Genomic DNA, 15,081 nt, shown 5'->3' with positions numbered 1-15,081 from the left:
GGGCCGACCTCAGAAGGTCTGGCCCAGAGAGAATTGGAACACCTGGGTGTCGGCATCGTCCGGCTTCTTCACCGGCATTGCCAGGCTGAAGCTCAGCGGGCCCAGTGCGGTGATCCAGGTCACGCCCAGGCCGACCGAGCTGGCCATACCCGAGAAACCGACCTTCTCGCAATCAGGCTGGTTGCCGCAATTGGTGTCGAACACGTTACCCACATCCCAGAACACGGACGTGCGCAGCGAACGCTGATCCTTGACGAATGGCAGCGGGAACAGCAGCTCCACACCACCTTGTACCAGCACGTTGCCACCAAACGGCAACGGATCCTGGTCCGGGTCGGCAATGGTGCCTGGCTTGCCACCGTTGGCCTCGCCGCGGCTTGGGGTACTGCGTGGGCCCAGGCTGCTGTCCTTGAAGCCACGGACGGAGTTGAAGCCACCCGCGAAGTAGTTCTCGTAGAACGGCAGGCCGGAGGTGCTGCCGTAACCATCACCATAGCCCAGTTCGGTGTGCAGGCGCAGGGTGTAGTCGTTGGTAATCGGCTTGAACAGCTGGCCGCGGTAGTCGAGCTTGAAGAACGACAGGTCGCTGCCCGGAATGGTGGATTCCAGGGTCAGGCTTTGCGAGTGACCACGGGTCGCCAGCACGCCTTTGTTCAGGGTCGACTCCGACCAGCCGATCGAGGCCTTGAAGTTCAGGAAGCTGTCGCCTTCCTCTTCGAGGAAATCGAAGATCTCGTCAACGGTGTACTTGCCGGTCTTGATCTTGTCCTGCTGCACGCTCAGGCCATAGGTCAGGCGCGAGGTCTCGCTGATCGGGTAGCCGAGGCTGACGCCTGCACCGTAGCTGTCCACCGCGTAGCTGGCCACGTCGACGTCGAGGTCGTCGTAGTCGGTGCTGCGGTAGAAGGCGTTGTAACCCAGGCTCACGCCATCGGCAGTGAAGTAGGGGTCAACGAAGCCGAAGTTGTAGCGGGTCTGGTATTCCGAACGGGTCAGGCCGATGGATACCTTGTTACCAGTACCGAGGAAGTTGCTCTGGCTGATCGAACCACCGAGGATCAGGCCGGCGCTCTGGGCGAAACCGACGCTGGCGGTGATCGAGCCGGAGGCCTGTTCCTCGACGCTGTAGTTGACGTCGACCTGGTCGTCGGTGCCCGGCACCGGCGGGGTCTCGACGTTCACTTCCTTGAAGAAGCCCAGGCGTTCCAGGCGGGTCTTGGACTGGTCGATCAGGTAGGTCGAGGCCCAGCCGCCTTCCATCTGGCGCATTTCGCGACGCAGCACTTCGTCTTCGGTCTTGGTGTTGCCGCGGTAGTTGATGCGGTTGACGTAGGCACGCTTGCCCGGGTCGACCACGAACATGATGTCGACGGTGTGGTCTTCATCGTTCGGCTGCGGCACGCCGTTGACGTTGGCGAAGGTGTAGCCTTCGTTACCCAGGCGGCGGGTGATCAGCTCGGAGGTGCTGGTCATCACCTTGCGCGAGAACACCTGGCCAGGCTGCACCAGCAGCAGCGACTTGACCTGGTCTTCCGGCACCTTCAGGTCACCGGACAGCTTCACGTCACGGACGGTGTACTTCTCGCCTTCGTTGATGTTGACGGTGATGTAGACGTGTTTCTTGTCCGGCGTGATGGACACCTGGGTGGAGGCGATGTCCATGTTGATGTAGCCGCGGTCCAGGTAGTAGGAACGCAGGCGCTCCAGGTCACCGGAGAGCTTTTCGCGGGCGTACTTGTCGTCGTTCTTGAAGAACGACAGCCAGTTGGTGGTCTTCAGCTCGAACAGCTGCGCCAGGGTCTCGTCGTCGAACACGTTGTTGCCAACGATGTTGATGTGCTGGATGGCGGCGACGGTGCCTTCGTTGATCTTGATCTTCAGCGCCACGCGGTTGCGCGGCTGCGGCACCACCTCGGCGTCGACCTCGGCCGAATAGCGGCCCTGGGCCACGTATTGGCGCTGCAGTTCGTTACGCACACCTTCGAGGGTGGCACGCTGGAAGATCTCGCCTTCGGCCAGGCCGGATTGCTTCAGGCCTTTCATCAGGTCTTCGGTGCTGATCGCCTTGTTGCCTTCGATCTCGATGCTCGACACCGACGGGCGTTCGACCACGTTGATGATCAGGACATTGCCATCGCGGTTCAGCTGAATGTCCTGGAAGAAGCCGGTCTTGAACAGGGAACGGGTCGACTCCACCAGTCGGCGGTCATCGGCCTGGTCGCCGACGTTCAGCGGCAAGGCACCGAAGACACTGCCGGCGGAAACCCGCTGCAGGCCGTTGACGCGGATATCGGAGATGGTGAAGGACTCGGCGTGAACTTCAGCGATCATCAGTGCGGACATGACCGCAGTTAGCAGCAGACGTTTCATGAAGTCCTTTTATTCCAACTGGCAATAAACAGCCCGCCGCGACAAGACGGCAGGTTTCGCAATTGAGCGAAGCTTTATAGTCGACCCAGATCGTTGATCAGGGCGAGCAACATCACCCCTATGACCAAACTGATACCGATCTGGACCCCCCAACCTTGCACCCGATCCGACAGCGGACGACCGCGCACCCACTCGACCAGGTAAAACAGCAAATGCCCCCCATCCAGAACCGGGATAGGCAGCAGGTTAAGAACCCCCAGGCTTATGCTCAGGTAGGCCAGGAAATTCAGGAAATCCCCCACGCCGGACTGGGCTGAAGCGCCCGCCACTTTAGCAATGGTTATCGGTCCGCTCAAGTTTTTTACCGAGAGCTCCCCGAACAGCATTTTCTTCAGCGATTCAAGGGTCAGGACGCTCATGTTCCAGGTGCGTGACAAGCCCTCACCCACCGCATCCAGCGGGCCGTAGCTGACTTCGCGGAGCATGTTGGCAGGCCATTCGCCACCTTTTACCCCGGCGCCCAGATAGCCGCCGGCCGCCTTGCCCTCGCCCTTGCGCGCCAGGGTGACCGGGACGTCCAGCACAGCATCATCGCGCTCGACACGCACCAGAACCTTGGCTTGCGGGCGGGCCCGCACGGCATCGACCACCTGCTGCCATTCGCTCACCGCCACGCCATCGAGCGCCAGCAGCTTGTCACCGGTTTTCAGGCCCGCAGCGGCAGCCGGCCCCTTCGGATCGATCTCGGCCAACACCGGCAAGATCGCCGGGCGCCAAGGGTGCAGCCCAAGGGACTGGATCGGGTCCGGCTCGTCGGCGCCCTTGAGCCAGCTGTCCAGCTTCACCTGCAGCTGGCGCTCGGCGCTGGCGCCCTCTTCACGCACGCCAACCTGCAAGGTGCCGCTCTCGCCCAGGCGGCGAACCAGTTGCAGGTTGACCGCAGACCAACCATTGGTCGGCTTGCCATCGATGGAGACGATTTCCTGACCTGCGGTCAGGCCTGCCGATGCTGCCAGGCTGCCCGCATCGACCGCGCCGATCACCGGGCGGATCTGCTGGGTACCCAGCATCGCCAGCACCCAGAAGAACAGGATGGCCAGCAGGAAGTTGGCAACCGGGCCCGCCGCGACGATCGCGATGCGCTGGCGTACGGTCTTGCGGTTGAACGACTGCTCGATCAGCGCCGGCGGCACGTCCCCCTCGCGCTCGTCGAGCATCTTGACGTAGCCACCCAGCGGGATCGCCGCGATCACGAACTCGGTGCCATGGCGGTCATGCCAGCGCAGCAGCGGCGTGCCGAAGCCCACCGAGAAGCGCAGCACCTTGACACCGCAGCGGCGTGCCACCCAGAAGTGGCCGAATTCATGGAAAGTGACCAGCACACCCAAGGCTACGAGGGTGCCGATAATCATGTAGAGCGCTGTCATATCCATCTCCGAATGATGTTCAGCGGGCTGGCATCATGCCCAGCCCCCTCGTGAACCGTGGCGGGCCTGCATCAGCGACCGTGACGCCTCAGCCACTCACGGGAAAGCTCCCGGGCACGCTGGTCGGCGGCGAACACCGCGTCCAGCGACGGCAGCGGTACGACGGGCTCCTGATCGAGCACCTGTTCGATCATACCCGCGATCTCCGGGAAGCGGATACGCCGCTGGAGAAATGCCTCGACTGCGACCTCATTTGCCGCATTGAGCACGGCCGGTGCGCTGTTGCCGGCCTCGGCAGCCTGCCGCGCCAGGCGCAGGCAAGGGAAGCGCTGTTCGTCGGGCGCCTGGAAGTCCAGACGGGCGATGGCGAACAGGTCCAGCGGCGCCACCCCGGAATCGATCCGCTCGGGCCAGGCCAGGGCGTTGGCGATGGGTGTGCGCATGTCCGGGTTACCCAACTGCGCCAGCACCGAACCGTCCACATAATCCACCAGGGAGTGGATCACGCTCTGCGGGTGCACCACCACCTCGACCTTGGCCGGTGCAGCATCGAACAACCAGCAGGCCTCGATCAGCTCCAGGCCCTTGTTCATCATGCTGGCCGAATCCACGGAAATCTTGCGCCCCATGGACCAGTTGGGGTGCGCGCAGGCCTGTTCCGGGGTGACGTCCAGCAGCGCCTCGACGGGGGTCTCGCGGAACGGGCCACCGGATGCGGTGAGCAGGATCCGGCGCACGCCGACGGCACTCAGTCCGCGCGCGTAGTCGCCGGGCATGCACTGGAAGATCGCATTGTGCTCGCTGTCGATCGGCAGCAGCACGGCACCACTGCGCCGCACCGCCTCCATGAACAGCGCGCCGGACATCACCAGCGCCTCCTTGTTGGCCAGCAACACCTTCTTGCCCGCCTCGACCGCCGCCAGGGTGGGGCGCAGGCCGGCGGCGCCGACGATGGCCGCCATCACCGCGTCCACTTCCGACGCAGAAGCCACCTGGCACAACCCGACCTCGCCTTCCAGCACCTCGGTGGCGCAACCTGCCGCAACCAGGCTTTCGCGCAGTCGCGCGGCCGCCTCGGCATTCGGTACCACGGCGAATGTCGGCCGATGGCGCACGCACAGCGCAAGCAATTCGTCGATACGCGAATAGCCACTCAGGGCGAACACCTGATAACGGTCGGGATGGCGCGCGATGACATCCAGCGTGCTCAGGCCGATGGAGCCGGTGGCCCCGAGCACGGTAATACGCTGCGGACGGCTCACATCACACCCCATTCGGCGGCCCATAGCAGCACGGCGAAAATCGGGATCGCCGCAGTCAGGCTGTCGATACGATCGAGTACCCCACCATGGCCAGGCAACAGGTTGCTGCTGTCCTTGATGCCGGAACGGCGCTTGAACATGCTTTCGGTCAGGTCACCGACCACCGAAGACATGACCACCAGGGCTGCACTCAGCAGGCCCAGCAGAATCTGGCCGAAGCCCCAGTCGCGACTGATTCCGACCACCAGGGTAATCACCAGGCTGACCGCCAGGCCGCCATACACGCCTTCCCAGCTCTTGCCAGGGCTGACCTGAGGCGCCAGCTTGCGCTTGCCGAAGGCACGGCCAGAGAAGTACGCGCCAATATCGGCAGCCCACACCAGCACCATGACCGACAGGATCAGCCAGTTACCCAGCGGCCAGTGCTTGAGCAGCACCAGACCCTGCCAGGCCGGCAGCAAAACCAGCAGGCCGATCAGCAACCGGCAGGCTGCACTGGCCCACAGCTCGCTACTACGTGGATAGGTAAGCACCAGCCAGGTGGCCAACCCCCACCAGATCACCGCAGCGCCCAGCACCCAGGGCGCCAGCTCCGGAAGGATGTACAGCAGCATCAGCGCTCCGGCGACGACCACGGCATAGGCGATGCGCAGCGGCTGGGCCATGAGCCCGGCCAGACGCGCCCACTCCCAGGCGCCGAGGGTCACCACGAAGCCGATGAACAGGGCGAAGTCCCCACCGTTGAGCAGGAAGAAGCCACCCAGCGCGATCGGCAGCAGGATCAGCGCGGTAATGATGCGTTGTTTAAGCATTAAGCACGAGCTCCAGCCTCGACCTGCTCGCTGGTCTTACCGAAGCGGCGCTGGCGCGAAGCGAAATCGGCCAGGGCGGTGCGCATGGCCTCGTGTTTGAAGTCCGGCCAGTACAGGTCGGAGAAGTACAGCTCGGCGTAGGCCAGCTGCCACAATAGGAAGTTGCTGATGCGGTGCTCGCCACCGGTGCGGATGCACAGGTCCGGCAGCGGCAGCTCGCCGGTTGCCAGGCAGGTCTGCAGCAGGCCCGGGGTGATGTCTTCCGGGCGCAGGTGCCCGGCTTGCACTTCCCGCGCCAGCCGCTGGGCGGCCTGGGCGATGTCCCACTGGCCACCGTAGTTGGCCGCGATCTGCAGGATGAAGCGGTTGTTGCCGGCGGTCAGCGCCTCGGCCTCGCGCATGGCGGCCTGCAGCTCGGGATGGAAGCGCGAACGGTCACCGATGATACGCAGGCTGATGTTGTTCTCGTTGAGGCGTTTGGCCTCGCGGCGCAGGGCCGAGAAGAACAGTTCCATCAGCGCACCGACCTCTTCGGCGGGACGCTGCCAGTTCTCGCTGGAGAAGGCGAACAGGGTCAGCACCTCGACCCCGGATTCGGCACAGACTTCGATGACCGCGCGAACGGCGTCGACACCCGCCTTGTGCCCGGCAACACCGGGCAACAGGCGTTTTTTCGCCCAGCGGTTGTTGCCATCCATGATGATCGCGACATGACGCGGCACCGAGGACGGTGCCGCTGGCTTGGTCTTTTCCATTAAAAAACCCCGGCCTTAGACGGCCATCAGGTCCTTTTCCTTGGCTTTGAAGGCGGCATCGACTTCGGCAACGTACTTGTCGGTCAGCTTCTGGATCTCGTCAGCGGCGCGACGTTCTTCGTCTTCGCTGATTTCCTTGTCCTTGGTCAGCTTCTTCAGGTCGGCCAGAGCGTCACGGCGCACGTTGCGCACAGCCACCTTGGCATCCTCGGCAACGCCGCTGGCCTGCTTGGTGTAGCCCTTGCGGGTTTCCTCGGTCAGGGCCGGCATCGGCACACGGATGGTGGTGCCGGCGCTGGACGGGTTCAGGCCCAGGTCGGAGGTGAGGATGGCCTTTTCGATGGCAGCACTAAGGTTTTTGTCGTGCGCGACGATCTTCAGGGTGCGGGCATCTTCGACGGTGATCGCGGCCACCTGGTTCAGCGGCATCTCGCTACCCCAGGCAGTGACCTTGACGCTGTCCAGGATGCTTGGGTGGGCGCGACCGGTGCGGATTGCCGCGAGGTTGCGAGCCAGGGCCTCGAGGGACTTGGTCATGCGCTCCTGCGCGTCTTTCTTGATGTCGTTGATCATGCTTGGCCTTCCTCGATCAGAGTACCTTCAGCGCCACCCACCACAATGTTCAGCAGGGCGCCAGGCTTGTTCATGTTGAATACCCGCAATGGCATCTTGTGGTCACGGCACAGGCAGATTGCGGTCAGGTCCATTACACCCAGCTTGCGATCCAGGACCTCGTCGTAGGTCAGGTGATCGAACTTCTCGGCATGCGGGTCCTTGAATGGATCGGCAGTGTACACACCATCGACCTTGGTCGCCTTCAACACCACGTCGGCATCGATTTCGATGGCGCGCAGGCAGGCGGCGGAGTCGGTGGTGAAGAACGGGTTGCCGGTACCGGCGGAGAAAATTACCACATCCCCGGAGTTGAGGTGGCGAATAGCTTTGCGACGATCGTAATGATCGGTGACACCGACCATGGAAATGGCCGACATTACCAGGGCCGGGATGTTCGAGCGCTCCAGCGCATCGCGCATGGCCAGGCCGTTCATCACGGTGGCCAGCATGCCCATGTGGTCACCGGTGACGCGGTCCATGCCGGCTGCGCTGAGCGCGGCACCGCGGAACAGGTTGCCACCACCGATCACCAGGCCGACCTGGACACCGATCCCTACCAGCTGGCCAACTTCGAGGGCCATGCGATCCAGCACTTTCGGGTCGATCCCGAAGTCTTCCGAGCCCATCAGGGCCTCGCCGCTAAGTTTGAGCAAAATGCGTTTATAGCGAGGTTGGCGACCACTCACCTGCTGGGCCATTGCGAGTCTCTCCTGCGGCGTACTTTTAGAAAATTCGTGCGGGCTGTTTGCAGCCTGCTAACTGTAGCGTGGCACCGCTTCGGTGCCAGCGGCGACGGGCCTTATAAACCCTTCGCCGTTTTGACAAAGAGGCTGCGCGCGTGAGCGGGCAGCCTCTTCGGGGCGACAGACGGGGCTGTCTTACTGCTTGGCAGCAGCTACCTGAGCGGCAACTTCAGCAGCGAAGTCGTCGACTGGCTTCTCGATGCCTTCGCCTACTTTGAAGTAGGTGAAGGAAACGATTTCAGCACCGGCTTTCTTGGCCAGCTCGCCAACCTTGACTTCCGGGTTCATGACGAAGGCTTGCTCGACCAGCGAGGCTTCGGCCAGGAACTTCGAGATACGACCTTTGATCATGTTCTCGACGATGTTTTCCGGCTTGCCGGCGATCTTGTCAGCGTTCAGCTGCAGGAAGACGCCCTTCTCGCGCTCGATGGCTTCGGCCGATACTTCCGACGGCAGCAGGAACTCAGGGTTCGAAGCTGCAACGTGCATGGCGATGTTCTTGGCCAGATCGACGTCGCCGCCTTTCAGGACAACGGCAGCGCCGATCTTGTTGCCGTGCAGGTAGGCACCGACAACGTCACCTTCAACGCGCACCAGGCGACGGATGTTGACGTTCTCGCCGCACTTGGCAACCAGGGCTTCACGAGCAGCTTCACGCGAAGCGATCAGCGGAGCAGCGTCGGTCAGCTTCTGGGCGAAGGCTTCTTCGATGCTGTCGGCAACGAAGTTCTTGAAGTCGTCTTGCAGGGCCAGGAAGTCGGTCTGCGAGTTCACTTCCAGCAGGACGGCGGATTTACCGTCGGTCTTGACGGCGATAGCGCCTTCAGCAGCGACGTTGCCAGCCTTTTTGGCGGCCTTGATGGCGCCCGAGGCACGCATGTCGTCAATGGCTTTTTCGATGTCGCCGCCGGCCTTTTCCAGGGCCTTCTTGCAATCCATCATGCCTTCGCCGGTACGCTCGCGCAGTTCTTTGACCAGCGCTGCAGTAATTGCTGCCATTTCAAAATCCTCTTGGAAAGTTTTTCAACCATTCCACCCGTTCGTCACGGGCGTTCAATTCTGCAAATCCACTGTGTTTATCTCAGCGGGCCCATGATGCGGGGCCGATGCTGACAGCAGGATTTCAAGGTGGCAAAAAGGGGGCAGAGCCCCCTTTTTGCGTGCCAAGTCGACGCTAGCGTCTAATTACTCGGCAGCAGGTGCAGCCGCTTCTTCAGCGTAAACTTCGGTGCCGCCGGCAACGTTGTTGCGGCCGCGGATGACTGCGTCAGCCATCGAAGTCATGTACAGCTCGATAGCGCGGATGGCGTCATCGTTACCTGGGATGATGTAGTCAACACCTTCCGGGCTGCTGTTGGTATCGACAACGCCGATTACCGGGATGCCCAGCTTGTTGGCTTCGGTGATCGCGATGCGCTCGTGATCAACGTCGATAACGAACAGAGCGTCTGGCAGACCACCCATGTCCTTGATGCCGCCCAGGCTGCGATCCAGTTTTTCCAGGTCGCGGGAGCGCATCAGGGCTTCTTTCTTGGTCAGCTTGGCGAAAGTGCCGTCTTCGGCCTGGGTTTCCAGGTCGCGCAGACGCTTGATCGAAGCGCGGATGGTCTTGTAGTTGGTCAGCATGCCGCCCAACCAACGGTGGTCAACGTACGGCGAACCGCAACGAGCAGCTTGCTCGGCGACGATCTTGCCGGCGGAACGCTTGGTGCCGACGAACAGGATCTTGTTCTTGCCCTGAGCCAGGCGCTCTACGAACGACAGAGCGTCGTTGAACATTGGCAGGGTTTTTTCCAGGTTGACGATGTGGATCTTGTTACGCGCGCCGAAAATGTACTTGCCCATTTTCGGGTTCCAGTAACGGGTCTGGTGGCCGAAGTGCACACCGGCCTTCAGCATATCGCGCATGTTGACTTGGGACATGATAGTTCCTTGATAAGTCGGGTTGGGCCTCCACGTATCCCAATGACCAACCCGCGAATTCTGCAACTCGGGGCACCCAGGTCATCGTGTCGACACGTGTGTGGGTTAAGTGCTGACGGGGTCGTCCCCGAAAGCGGCGCATTTTATACCACAGACCGCGACCGAACGGAACCCGGATACTGTTGCGTCCGTCAGCGGTTTTTGCAGCACCCCGGCTTTCGCGCCAGAATGCCAGCTGTAGACAGCAGCATTGCCGCCTTTATCCCGACCGATCGGCGCCCTGCTCTGCTAGAATCCGGCCTTTCCCGTTTGTTCGCGCCGTGCACGGCGCTGTAGAGAGCCTGTAATGACCGTCACCATCAAGACCGCAGAAGACATCGAGAAGATGCGCATCGCTGGCCGCCTGGCCGCCGAGGTGCTGGAAATGATCGAGGAACACGTCAAGCCCGGTGTCACCACCGAAGAGCTGGACCGCCTGTGTCACGACTACATCGTCAACGTCCAGCAGGCCATCCCGGCACCGCTCAACTACAAGGGCTACCCGAAGTCGATCTGCACCTCGATCAACCATGTGGTCTGCCACGGCATCCCCAACGACAAGCCGCTCAAGGACGGTGACACGCTGAACATCGACGTCACCGTGATCAAGGACGGCTACCACGGCGACACCAGCCGCATGTTCCACGTCGGCACCGTGCCGGTATGGGCCGAGCGCCTGTCCAAGGTCACCCAGGAGTGCATGTACAAGGCCATCGAACTGGTCAAGCCGGGCTGCCGCCTGGGCGACATCGGCGAAGTGATCCAGAAGCACGCTGAAAAGAACGGCTTCTCGGTGGTGCGCGAGTTCTGCGGCCACGGCATCGGCAAGGTGTTCCACGAAGAGCCGCAGATCCTGCACTACGGCCGCGCCGGCACCGGCATGGAGCTGAAGGAAGGCATGACCTTCACCATCGAGCCGATGATCAACCAGGGCAAGGCCGACACCAAGGTGCTGGGCGACGGCTGGACCGCCATCACCAAGGACCGCAAGCTCTCGGCCCAGTGGGAGCACACCCTGGTGGTGACCGCAACCGGCTACGAGATCTTCACCCTGCGCAAGGACGACACCATCCCGCGCACCTCGGCCTGACCGCACTCCCACAGGCCACCCCCACGACAGGAACGTGACGCGATGCCCCAGGTGGACCCCGAGCTGTTCGACCGCGGCCAGTTCCAGGCGGAACTGGCCCTCAAGGCGAGCCCCATCGCCGCCTTCAAGAAAGCCATCCGCCAGGCCGGCGAGGTGCTCGACAAGCGTTTCCGCAGTGGCAGCGAAATCCGCCCACTGATCGAGGCCCGCGCCTGGCTCGTCGACAACATCCTGCAACAGGCCTGGAACCAGTTCGACTGGGGCGACCAGAGCGGCATCGCCCTGGTCGCGGTGGGTGGCTACGGGCGCGGCGAGCTGCACCCGCATTCGGACATCGACCTGCTGATCCTGCTGGGTGCTGCCGAACACGAGCAGTACCGCGACGCCATAGAGAGGTTTCTCACCCTGCTGTGGGACATCGGCCTGGAAGTGGGCCAGAGCGTGCGCACCGTCGACGAGTGCGCCGAGCAGGCCCGCGCCGACCTGACGGTCATCACCAACCTGATGGAAAGCCGCACCATTGCCGGCCCCGAGGCGCTGCGCCAACGCATGCTTGAGGTGACCAGCACTGCGCACATGTGGCCGAGCAAGGACTTCTTCCTGGCCAAGCGCGCCGAACTCAAGGCCCGCCACCACAAGTACAACGATACCGAGTACAACCTCGAACCCAACGTGAAAGGTTCACCCGGTGGCCTGCGCGACATCCAGACAGTGCTGTGGGTGGCCCGCCGCCAGTACGGCACACTCAACCTGCACGCCTTGGCCGGCGAAGGTTTCCTGCTGGAAAGCGAGAACGAGCTGCTGGCCTCGTCCCAGGACTTCCTGTGGAAGGTGCGCTACGCCTTGCATATGCTGGCCGGGCGCGCCGAGGACCGCCTGCTGTTCGACCACCAGCGCAGCATCGCCGCGCTGCTGGGCTACAGCGACGACAACCCCAAGCGGGCGATCGAGCAGTTCATGCAGCAGTACTATCGGGTGGTGATGAGCATCAGCCAGCTGTGCGACCTGATCATCCAGCACTTCGAGGAGGTCATCCTCGCCGATGACGACAGCGGCACCACCCAGCCGCTGAATGCGCGCTTCCGCCTGCATGATGGCTATATAGAGGCAGTCAGGCCGAACGTGTTCAGGCGCACACCGTTCGCCATGCTGGAAATCTTCGTGCTGATGGCTCAGCATCCCGAGATCAAGGGCGTACGCGCCGATACGGTGCGGCTGCTGCGCGAACACCGGCATCTGATCGACGACACTTTCCGCACCGATATCCGCAACACCAGCCTGTTCATCGAGCTGTTCAAGTGTGAAATCGGTATCCACCGCAACCTGCGGCGGATGAACCGCTACGGCATCCTTGGCCGCTATCTGCCGGAGTTCGGCCTGATCGTCGGGCAGATGCAGCACGACCTGTTCCACATCTATACGGTCGATGCGCACACCCTCAACCTCATCAAGCACCTGCGCAAGTTGCAATACACCCCGGTGTCCGAGAAATTCCCGCTGGCCAGCAAGCTCATGGGCCGCCTGCCCAAGCCCGAGCTGATCTACCTGGCCGGCCTGTATCACGACATCGGCAAGGGCCGCCAGGGCGACCATTCCGAGCTGGGTGCGGTGGATGCGCAGAAGTTCTGCGAGCGCCACCAGTTGCCGGCCTGGGACAGCCGGCTGATCGTCTGGCTGGTGCTGAACCACCTGGTGATGTCGACCACCGCCCAGCGCAAGGACCTGTCCGACCCTCAGGTAATCAACGATTTTGCCCTGCACGTGGGCGACGAGACACGCCTGGACTACCTGTACGTGCTGACCGTGGCCGATATCAACGCCACCAACCCCAGCCTGTGGAACTCGTGGCGGGCCAGCCTGCTGCGCCAGCTGTACACCGAGACCAAACGCGCCCTGCGCCGAGGCCTGGAAAACCCGCTGGACCGCGAGGAGCAGATTCGCCAGACCCAATCGGCAGCGCTGGATATCCTGGTGCGCGAAGGCACCGACCCGGACGACGTCGAGCAGCTGTGGTCGCAGCTGGGCGATGACTACTTCCTCAAGCACACCGCCGCCGACGTGGCCTGGCACAGTGACGCGATCCTCCAGCAGCCGGCCGATGGCGGGCCGCTGGTGCTGATCAAGGAAACCACCCAGCGCGAGTTCGAGGGTGGCACGCAGATCTTCATCTATGCCCCCGACCAGCACGACTTCTTCGCCGTGACCGTGGCGGCGATGTCGCAGTTGAACCTGAACATTCATGACGCGCGGATCATCACCTCGAGCAGCCAGTTCACCCTCGATACCTACATCGTGCTGGACAACGACGGCGGCTCGATCGGCGACAACCCGCAGCGGGTCAAGCAGATTCGCGACGGCCTGACCGAAGCGCTGCGCAACCCCGAGGACTACCCGACCATCATCCAGCGCCGGGTACCGCGCCAGCTCAAGCACTTCGACTTCCCGCCACAGGTGACCATCCTCAACGATGCCCAGCGGCCGGTGACCATCCTCGAAATCACCGCACCTGACCGCCCTGGCCTGCTGGCCCGGCTGGGGCGGATCTTCCTGGAGTTCGACCTGTCGCTGCAGAACGCCAAGATCGCCACCCTCGGCGAGCGGGTGGAAGACGTGTTCTTCATCACCGATGCCGACAACCAGCCGCTGTCCGACCCGCAACTGTGCAGCCGACTGCAGGAAGCCATCGTCCAGCAGCTGCAGGCCGGCCAGGCCAGCGATGCCAGCCCTACCCGCGTGACCTTTTAACGATTAGACGATTGACGAGACCTTGCGCCGATGAACCATGCCTTGACCCAGCTTCAGCCCTACCCGTTCGAGAAACTCCGCGCCCTGCTGGGCAGCGTTGCACCTGCGGCGGACAAGCGCGCCATCGCCCTGTCGATCGGTGAGCCGAAGCACGAATCGCCGGCGTTCGTCGCCCAGGCCATGGCCGACAACCTCGACAAGCTGGCGGTGTACCCGAGCACCATCGGCCTGCCCGCCCTGCGCCAGGCCATCGGCCAGTGGTGCGAGCGGCGCTTCGGCGTACCGGCCGGCTGGCTGGATGCCGACCGCCACATCCTGCCGGTCAACGGCACCCGTGAAGCGCTGTTCGCCTTCACCCAGGCCGTGGTCAACCGCGCCGATGACGGCCTGGTGGTCAGCCCCAACCCGTTCTACCAGATCTACGAAGGCGCAGCGCTGCTGGCCGGTGCCACCCCGCACTACCTGCCGTGCCTGGAAAGCAACGGTTTCAACCCCGACTTCGACGCCGTGCCGGCTGAAGTGTGGAAGCGTTGCCAGATCCTGTTCCTGTGCTCGCCGGGCAACCCCACCGGCGCACTGGTGCCGATGGACACCCTGAAGAAGCTGATTGCCCTGGCCGACGAGCACGACTTCGTGATTGCCGCCGACGAGTGCTACAGCGAGCTGTACTTCGACGAGGACGCCCCACCACCAGGCCTGCTGACTGCCTGTGCGGAACTGGGCCGCAGCGACTTCAAGCGCTGCGTGGTATTCCACAGCCTGTCCAAGCGCTCCAACCTGCCGGGCCTGCGCTCGGGCTTCGTCGCCGGTGACGCCGAGATCATCAAGCCGTTCCTGCTGTACCGTACCTACCACGGCTGCGCCATGCCGGTACAAACCCAGCTGGCCAGTATCGCTGCCTGGCAGGACGAGGCGCATGTGCGTGAGAACCGCGACCAGTACCGCGCCAAGTACGACGCCGTGCTTGATATCCTGCAGCCGGTGCTGGATGTGCAGCGCCCGGATGGCAGCTTCTACCTGTGGGCCAAGGTGCCCGGCAGCGATGCCGAGTTCACCCGCGACCTGTTCGAGGCCCAGCATGTGACGGTGGTACCGGGGTCGTACCTGTCGCGTGAAGTGGATGGCGTGAACCCGGGTGCCGGGCGTGTGCGCATGGCACTGGTTGCACCGCTGGCCGAGTGCATCGAAGCGGCGGAGCGGATTCGCGAATTCCTGCAGAACCGCTGATTCGACAGGCGCCGTACAGCCCTCGAGTGTTGTGCAGTACCTGTAGGAGCGGGTTTACCCGCGAACACCGGCA

12 protein-coding genes are annotated in these 15,081 nt (G+C 63.0%); 3 read left to right on the top strand and 9 right to left on the bottom strand.

Annotated features, from left to right (window positions below):
* Positions 1 to 9: 9 nt before the first annotated feature.
* From bamA to rpsB, 9 genes are all read right to left on the bottom strand, one after another.
* A complete protein-coding gene (gene bamA, locus KDB76_RS06575) occupies positions 10 to 2,370 on the bottom strand; it encodes an outer membrane protein assembly factor BamA (protein WP_013971256.1) in 2,361 nt (786 codons plus the stop codon).
* Between the two features lie 74 nt (positions 2,371 to 2,444).
* The gene (gene rseP, locus KDB76_RS06570; RefSeq protein ID WP_038408813.1) at positions 2,445 to 3,797 is read right to left on the bottom strand and encodes an RIP metalloprotease RseP; all 1,353 of its coding nucleotides are present in this window, start codon (positions 3,795 to 3,797) and stop codon (positions 2,445 to 2,447) included.
* A gap of 71 nt (positions 3,798 to 3,868) precedes the next feature.
* Entirely contained in the window at positions 3,869 to 5,059 is a 1,191-nt protein-coding gene (gene ispC / locus KDB76_RS06565; protein ID WP_013971254.1) for a 1-deoxy-D-xylulose-5-phosphate reductoisomerase, read from the bottom strand.
* Complete coding sequence (locus KDB76_RS06560) at positions 5,056 to 5,871, bottom strand: phosphatidate cytidylyltransferase (RefSeq protein WP_013971253.1); 816 nt, start codon at positions 5,869 to 5,871, stop codon at positions 5,056 to 5,058. The genes ispC and KDB76_RS06560 overlap by 4 nt, the downstream gene beginning before the upstream one ends.
* Positions 5,871 to 6,626 (bottom strand): polyprenyl diphosphate synthase, encoded by a 756-nt coding sequence (uppS, locus tag KDB76_RS06555; protein ID WP_013971252.1) that lies wholly within the window; start codon positions 6,624 to 6,626, stop codon positions 5,871 to 5,873. Before uppS ends, KDB76_RS06560 begins: the two co-directional genes overlap by 1 nt.
* 15 nt (positions 6,627 to 6,641) lie before the next feature.
* Positions 6,642 to 7,199 carry a ribosome recycling factor gene (gene frr / locus KDB76_RS06550; RefSeq protein WP_013971251.1) on the bottom strand — a complete coding sequence of 186 codons (558 nt, stop codon included), beginning with the start codon at positions 7,197 to 7,199 and terminating at the stop codon, positions 6,642 to 6,644.
* A complete protein-coding gene (gene pyrH / locus KDB76_RS06545; RefSeq protein ID WP_003252294.1) occupies positions 7,196 to 7,939 on the bottom strand; it encodes a UMP kinase in 744 nt (247 codons plus the stop codon). Before pyrH ends, frr begins: the two co-directional genes overlap by 4 nt.
* 180 nt (positions 7,940 to 8,119) lie before the next feature.
* Positions 8,120 to 8,983, bottom strand: a complete 864-nt coding sequence (gene tsf / locus KDB76_RS06540) for a translation elongation factor Ts (protein ID WP_013971250.1) — start codon at positions 8,981 to 8,983, stop codon at positions 8,120 to 8,122.
* Positions 8,984 to 9,169: 186 nt separating this feature from the next.
* Positions 9,170 to 9,907, bottom strand: a complete 738-nt coding sequence (gene rpsB / locus KDB76_RS06535) for a 30S ribosomal protein S2 (protein WP_003252287.1) — start codon at positions 9,905 to 9,907, stop codon at positions 9,170 to 9,172.
* A gap of 346 nt (positions 9,908 to 10,253) precedes the next feature.
* Here rpsB and map point away from each other — a divergent pair, with 346 nt between their 5' ends.
* The 3 genes from map to dapC are packed head-to-tail and all read left to right on the top strand — an operon-like array spanning position 10,254 to position 15,008.
* The gene (gene map / locus KDB76_RS06530) at positions 10,254 to 11,036 is read left to right on the top strand and encodes a type I methionyl aminopeptidase (RefSeq protein WP_004375406.1); all 783 of its coding nucleotides are present in this window, start codon (positions 10,254 to 10,256) and stop codon (positions 11,034 to 11,036) included.
* A gap of 42 nt (positions 11,037 to 11,078) precedes the next feature.
* Positions 11,079 to 13,781: a [protein-PII] uridylyltransferase gene (locus KDB76_RS06525; protein ID WP_023662319.1), complete on the top strand. Its 2,703-nt coding sequence runs from the start codon at positions 11,079 to 11,081 to the stop codon at positions 13,779 to 13,781.
* Between the two features lie 30 nt (positions 13,782 to 13,811).
* A complete protein-coding gene (gene dapC, locus KDB76_RS06520) occupies positions 13,812 to 15,008 on the top strand; it encodes a succinyldiaminopimelate transaminase (protein WP_013971248.1) in 1,197 nt (398 codons plus the stop codon).
* The last annotated feature ends 73 nt before the right edge of the window (positions 15,009 to 15,081 follow it).

It is taken from the genome of Pseudomonas sp. JS425, assembly GCF_018223845.1.
Lineage (GTDB): Bacteria > Pseudomonadota > Gammaproteobacteria > Pseudomonadales > Pseudomonadaceae > Aquipseudomonas > Aquipseudomonas asiatica.
Note: the sequence above shows the minus strand (reverse complement) of the source record. Positions and strands in the feature narration are given on the sequence as shown.

Coding starts and splice junctions, on each gene's coding strand:
- KDB76_RS06525 (WP_023662319.1), top strand. CDS start 11,079: ATGCCCCAGGTGGACCCCGAGCTGTTCGACCGCGGCCAGTTCCAGGCG.
- pyrH (WP_003252294.1), bottom strand. CDS start 7,939: ATGGCCCAGCAGGTGAGTGGTCGCCAACCTCGCTATAAACGCATTTTG.
- bamA (WP_013971256.1), bottom strand. CDS start 2,370: ATGAAACGTCTGCTGCTAACTGCGGTCATGTCCGCACTGATGATCGCT.
- dapC (WP_013971248.1), top strand. CDS start 13,812: ATGAACCATGCCTTGACCCAGCTTCAGCCCTACCCGTTCGAGAAACTC.
- rpsB (WP_003252287.1), bottom strand. CDS start 9,907: ATGTCCCAAGTCAACATGCGCGATATGCTGAAGGCCGGTGTGCACTTC.
- uppS (WP_013971252.1), bottom strand. CDS start 6,626: ATGGAAAAGACCAAGCCAGCGGCACCGTCCTCGGTGCCGCGTCATGTC.
- map (WP_004375406.1), top strand. CDS start 10,254: ATGACCGTCACCATCAAGACCGCAGAAGACATCGAGAAGATGCGCATC.
- tsf (WP_013971250.1), bottom strand. CDS start 8,983: ATGGCAGCAATTACTGCAGCGCTGGTCAAAGAACTGCGCGAGCGTACC.
- frr (WP_013971251.1), bottom strand. CDS start 7,199: ATGATCAACGACATCAAGAAAGACGCGCAGGAGCGCATGACCAAGTCC.
- KDB76_RS06560 (WP_013971253.1), bottom strand. CDS start 5,871: ATGCTTAAACAACGCATCATTACCGCGCTGATCCTGCTGCCGATCGCG.
- rseP (WP_038408813.1), bottom strand. CDS start 3,797: ATGACAGCGCTCTACATGATTATCGGCACCCTCGTAGCCTTGGGTGTG.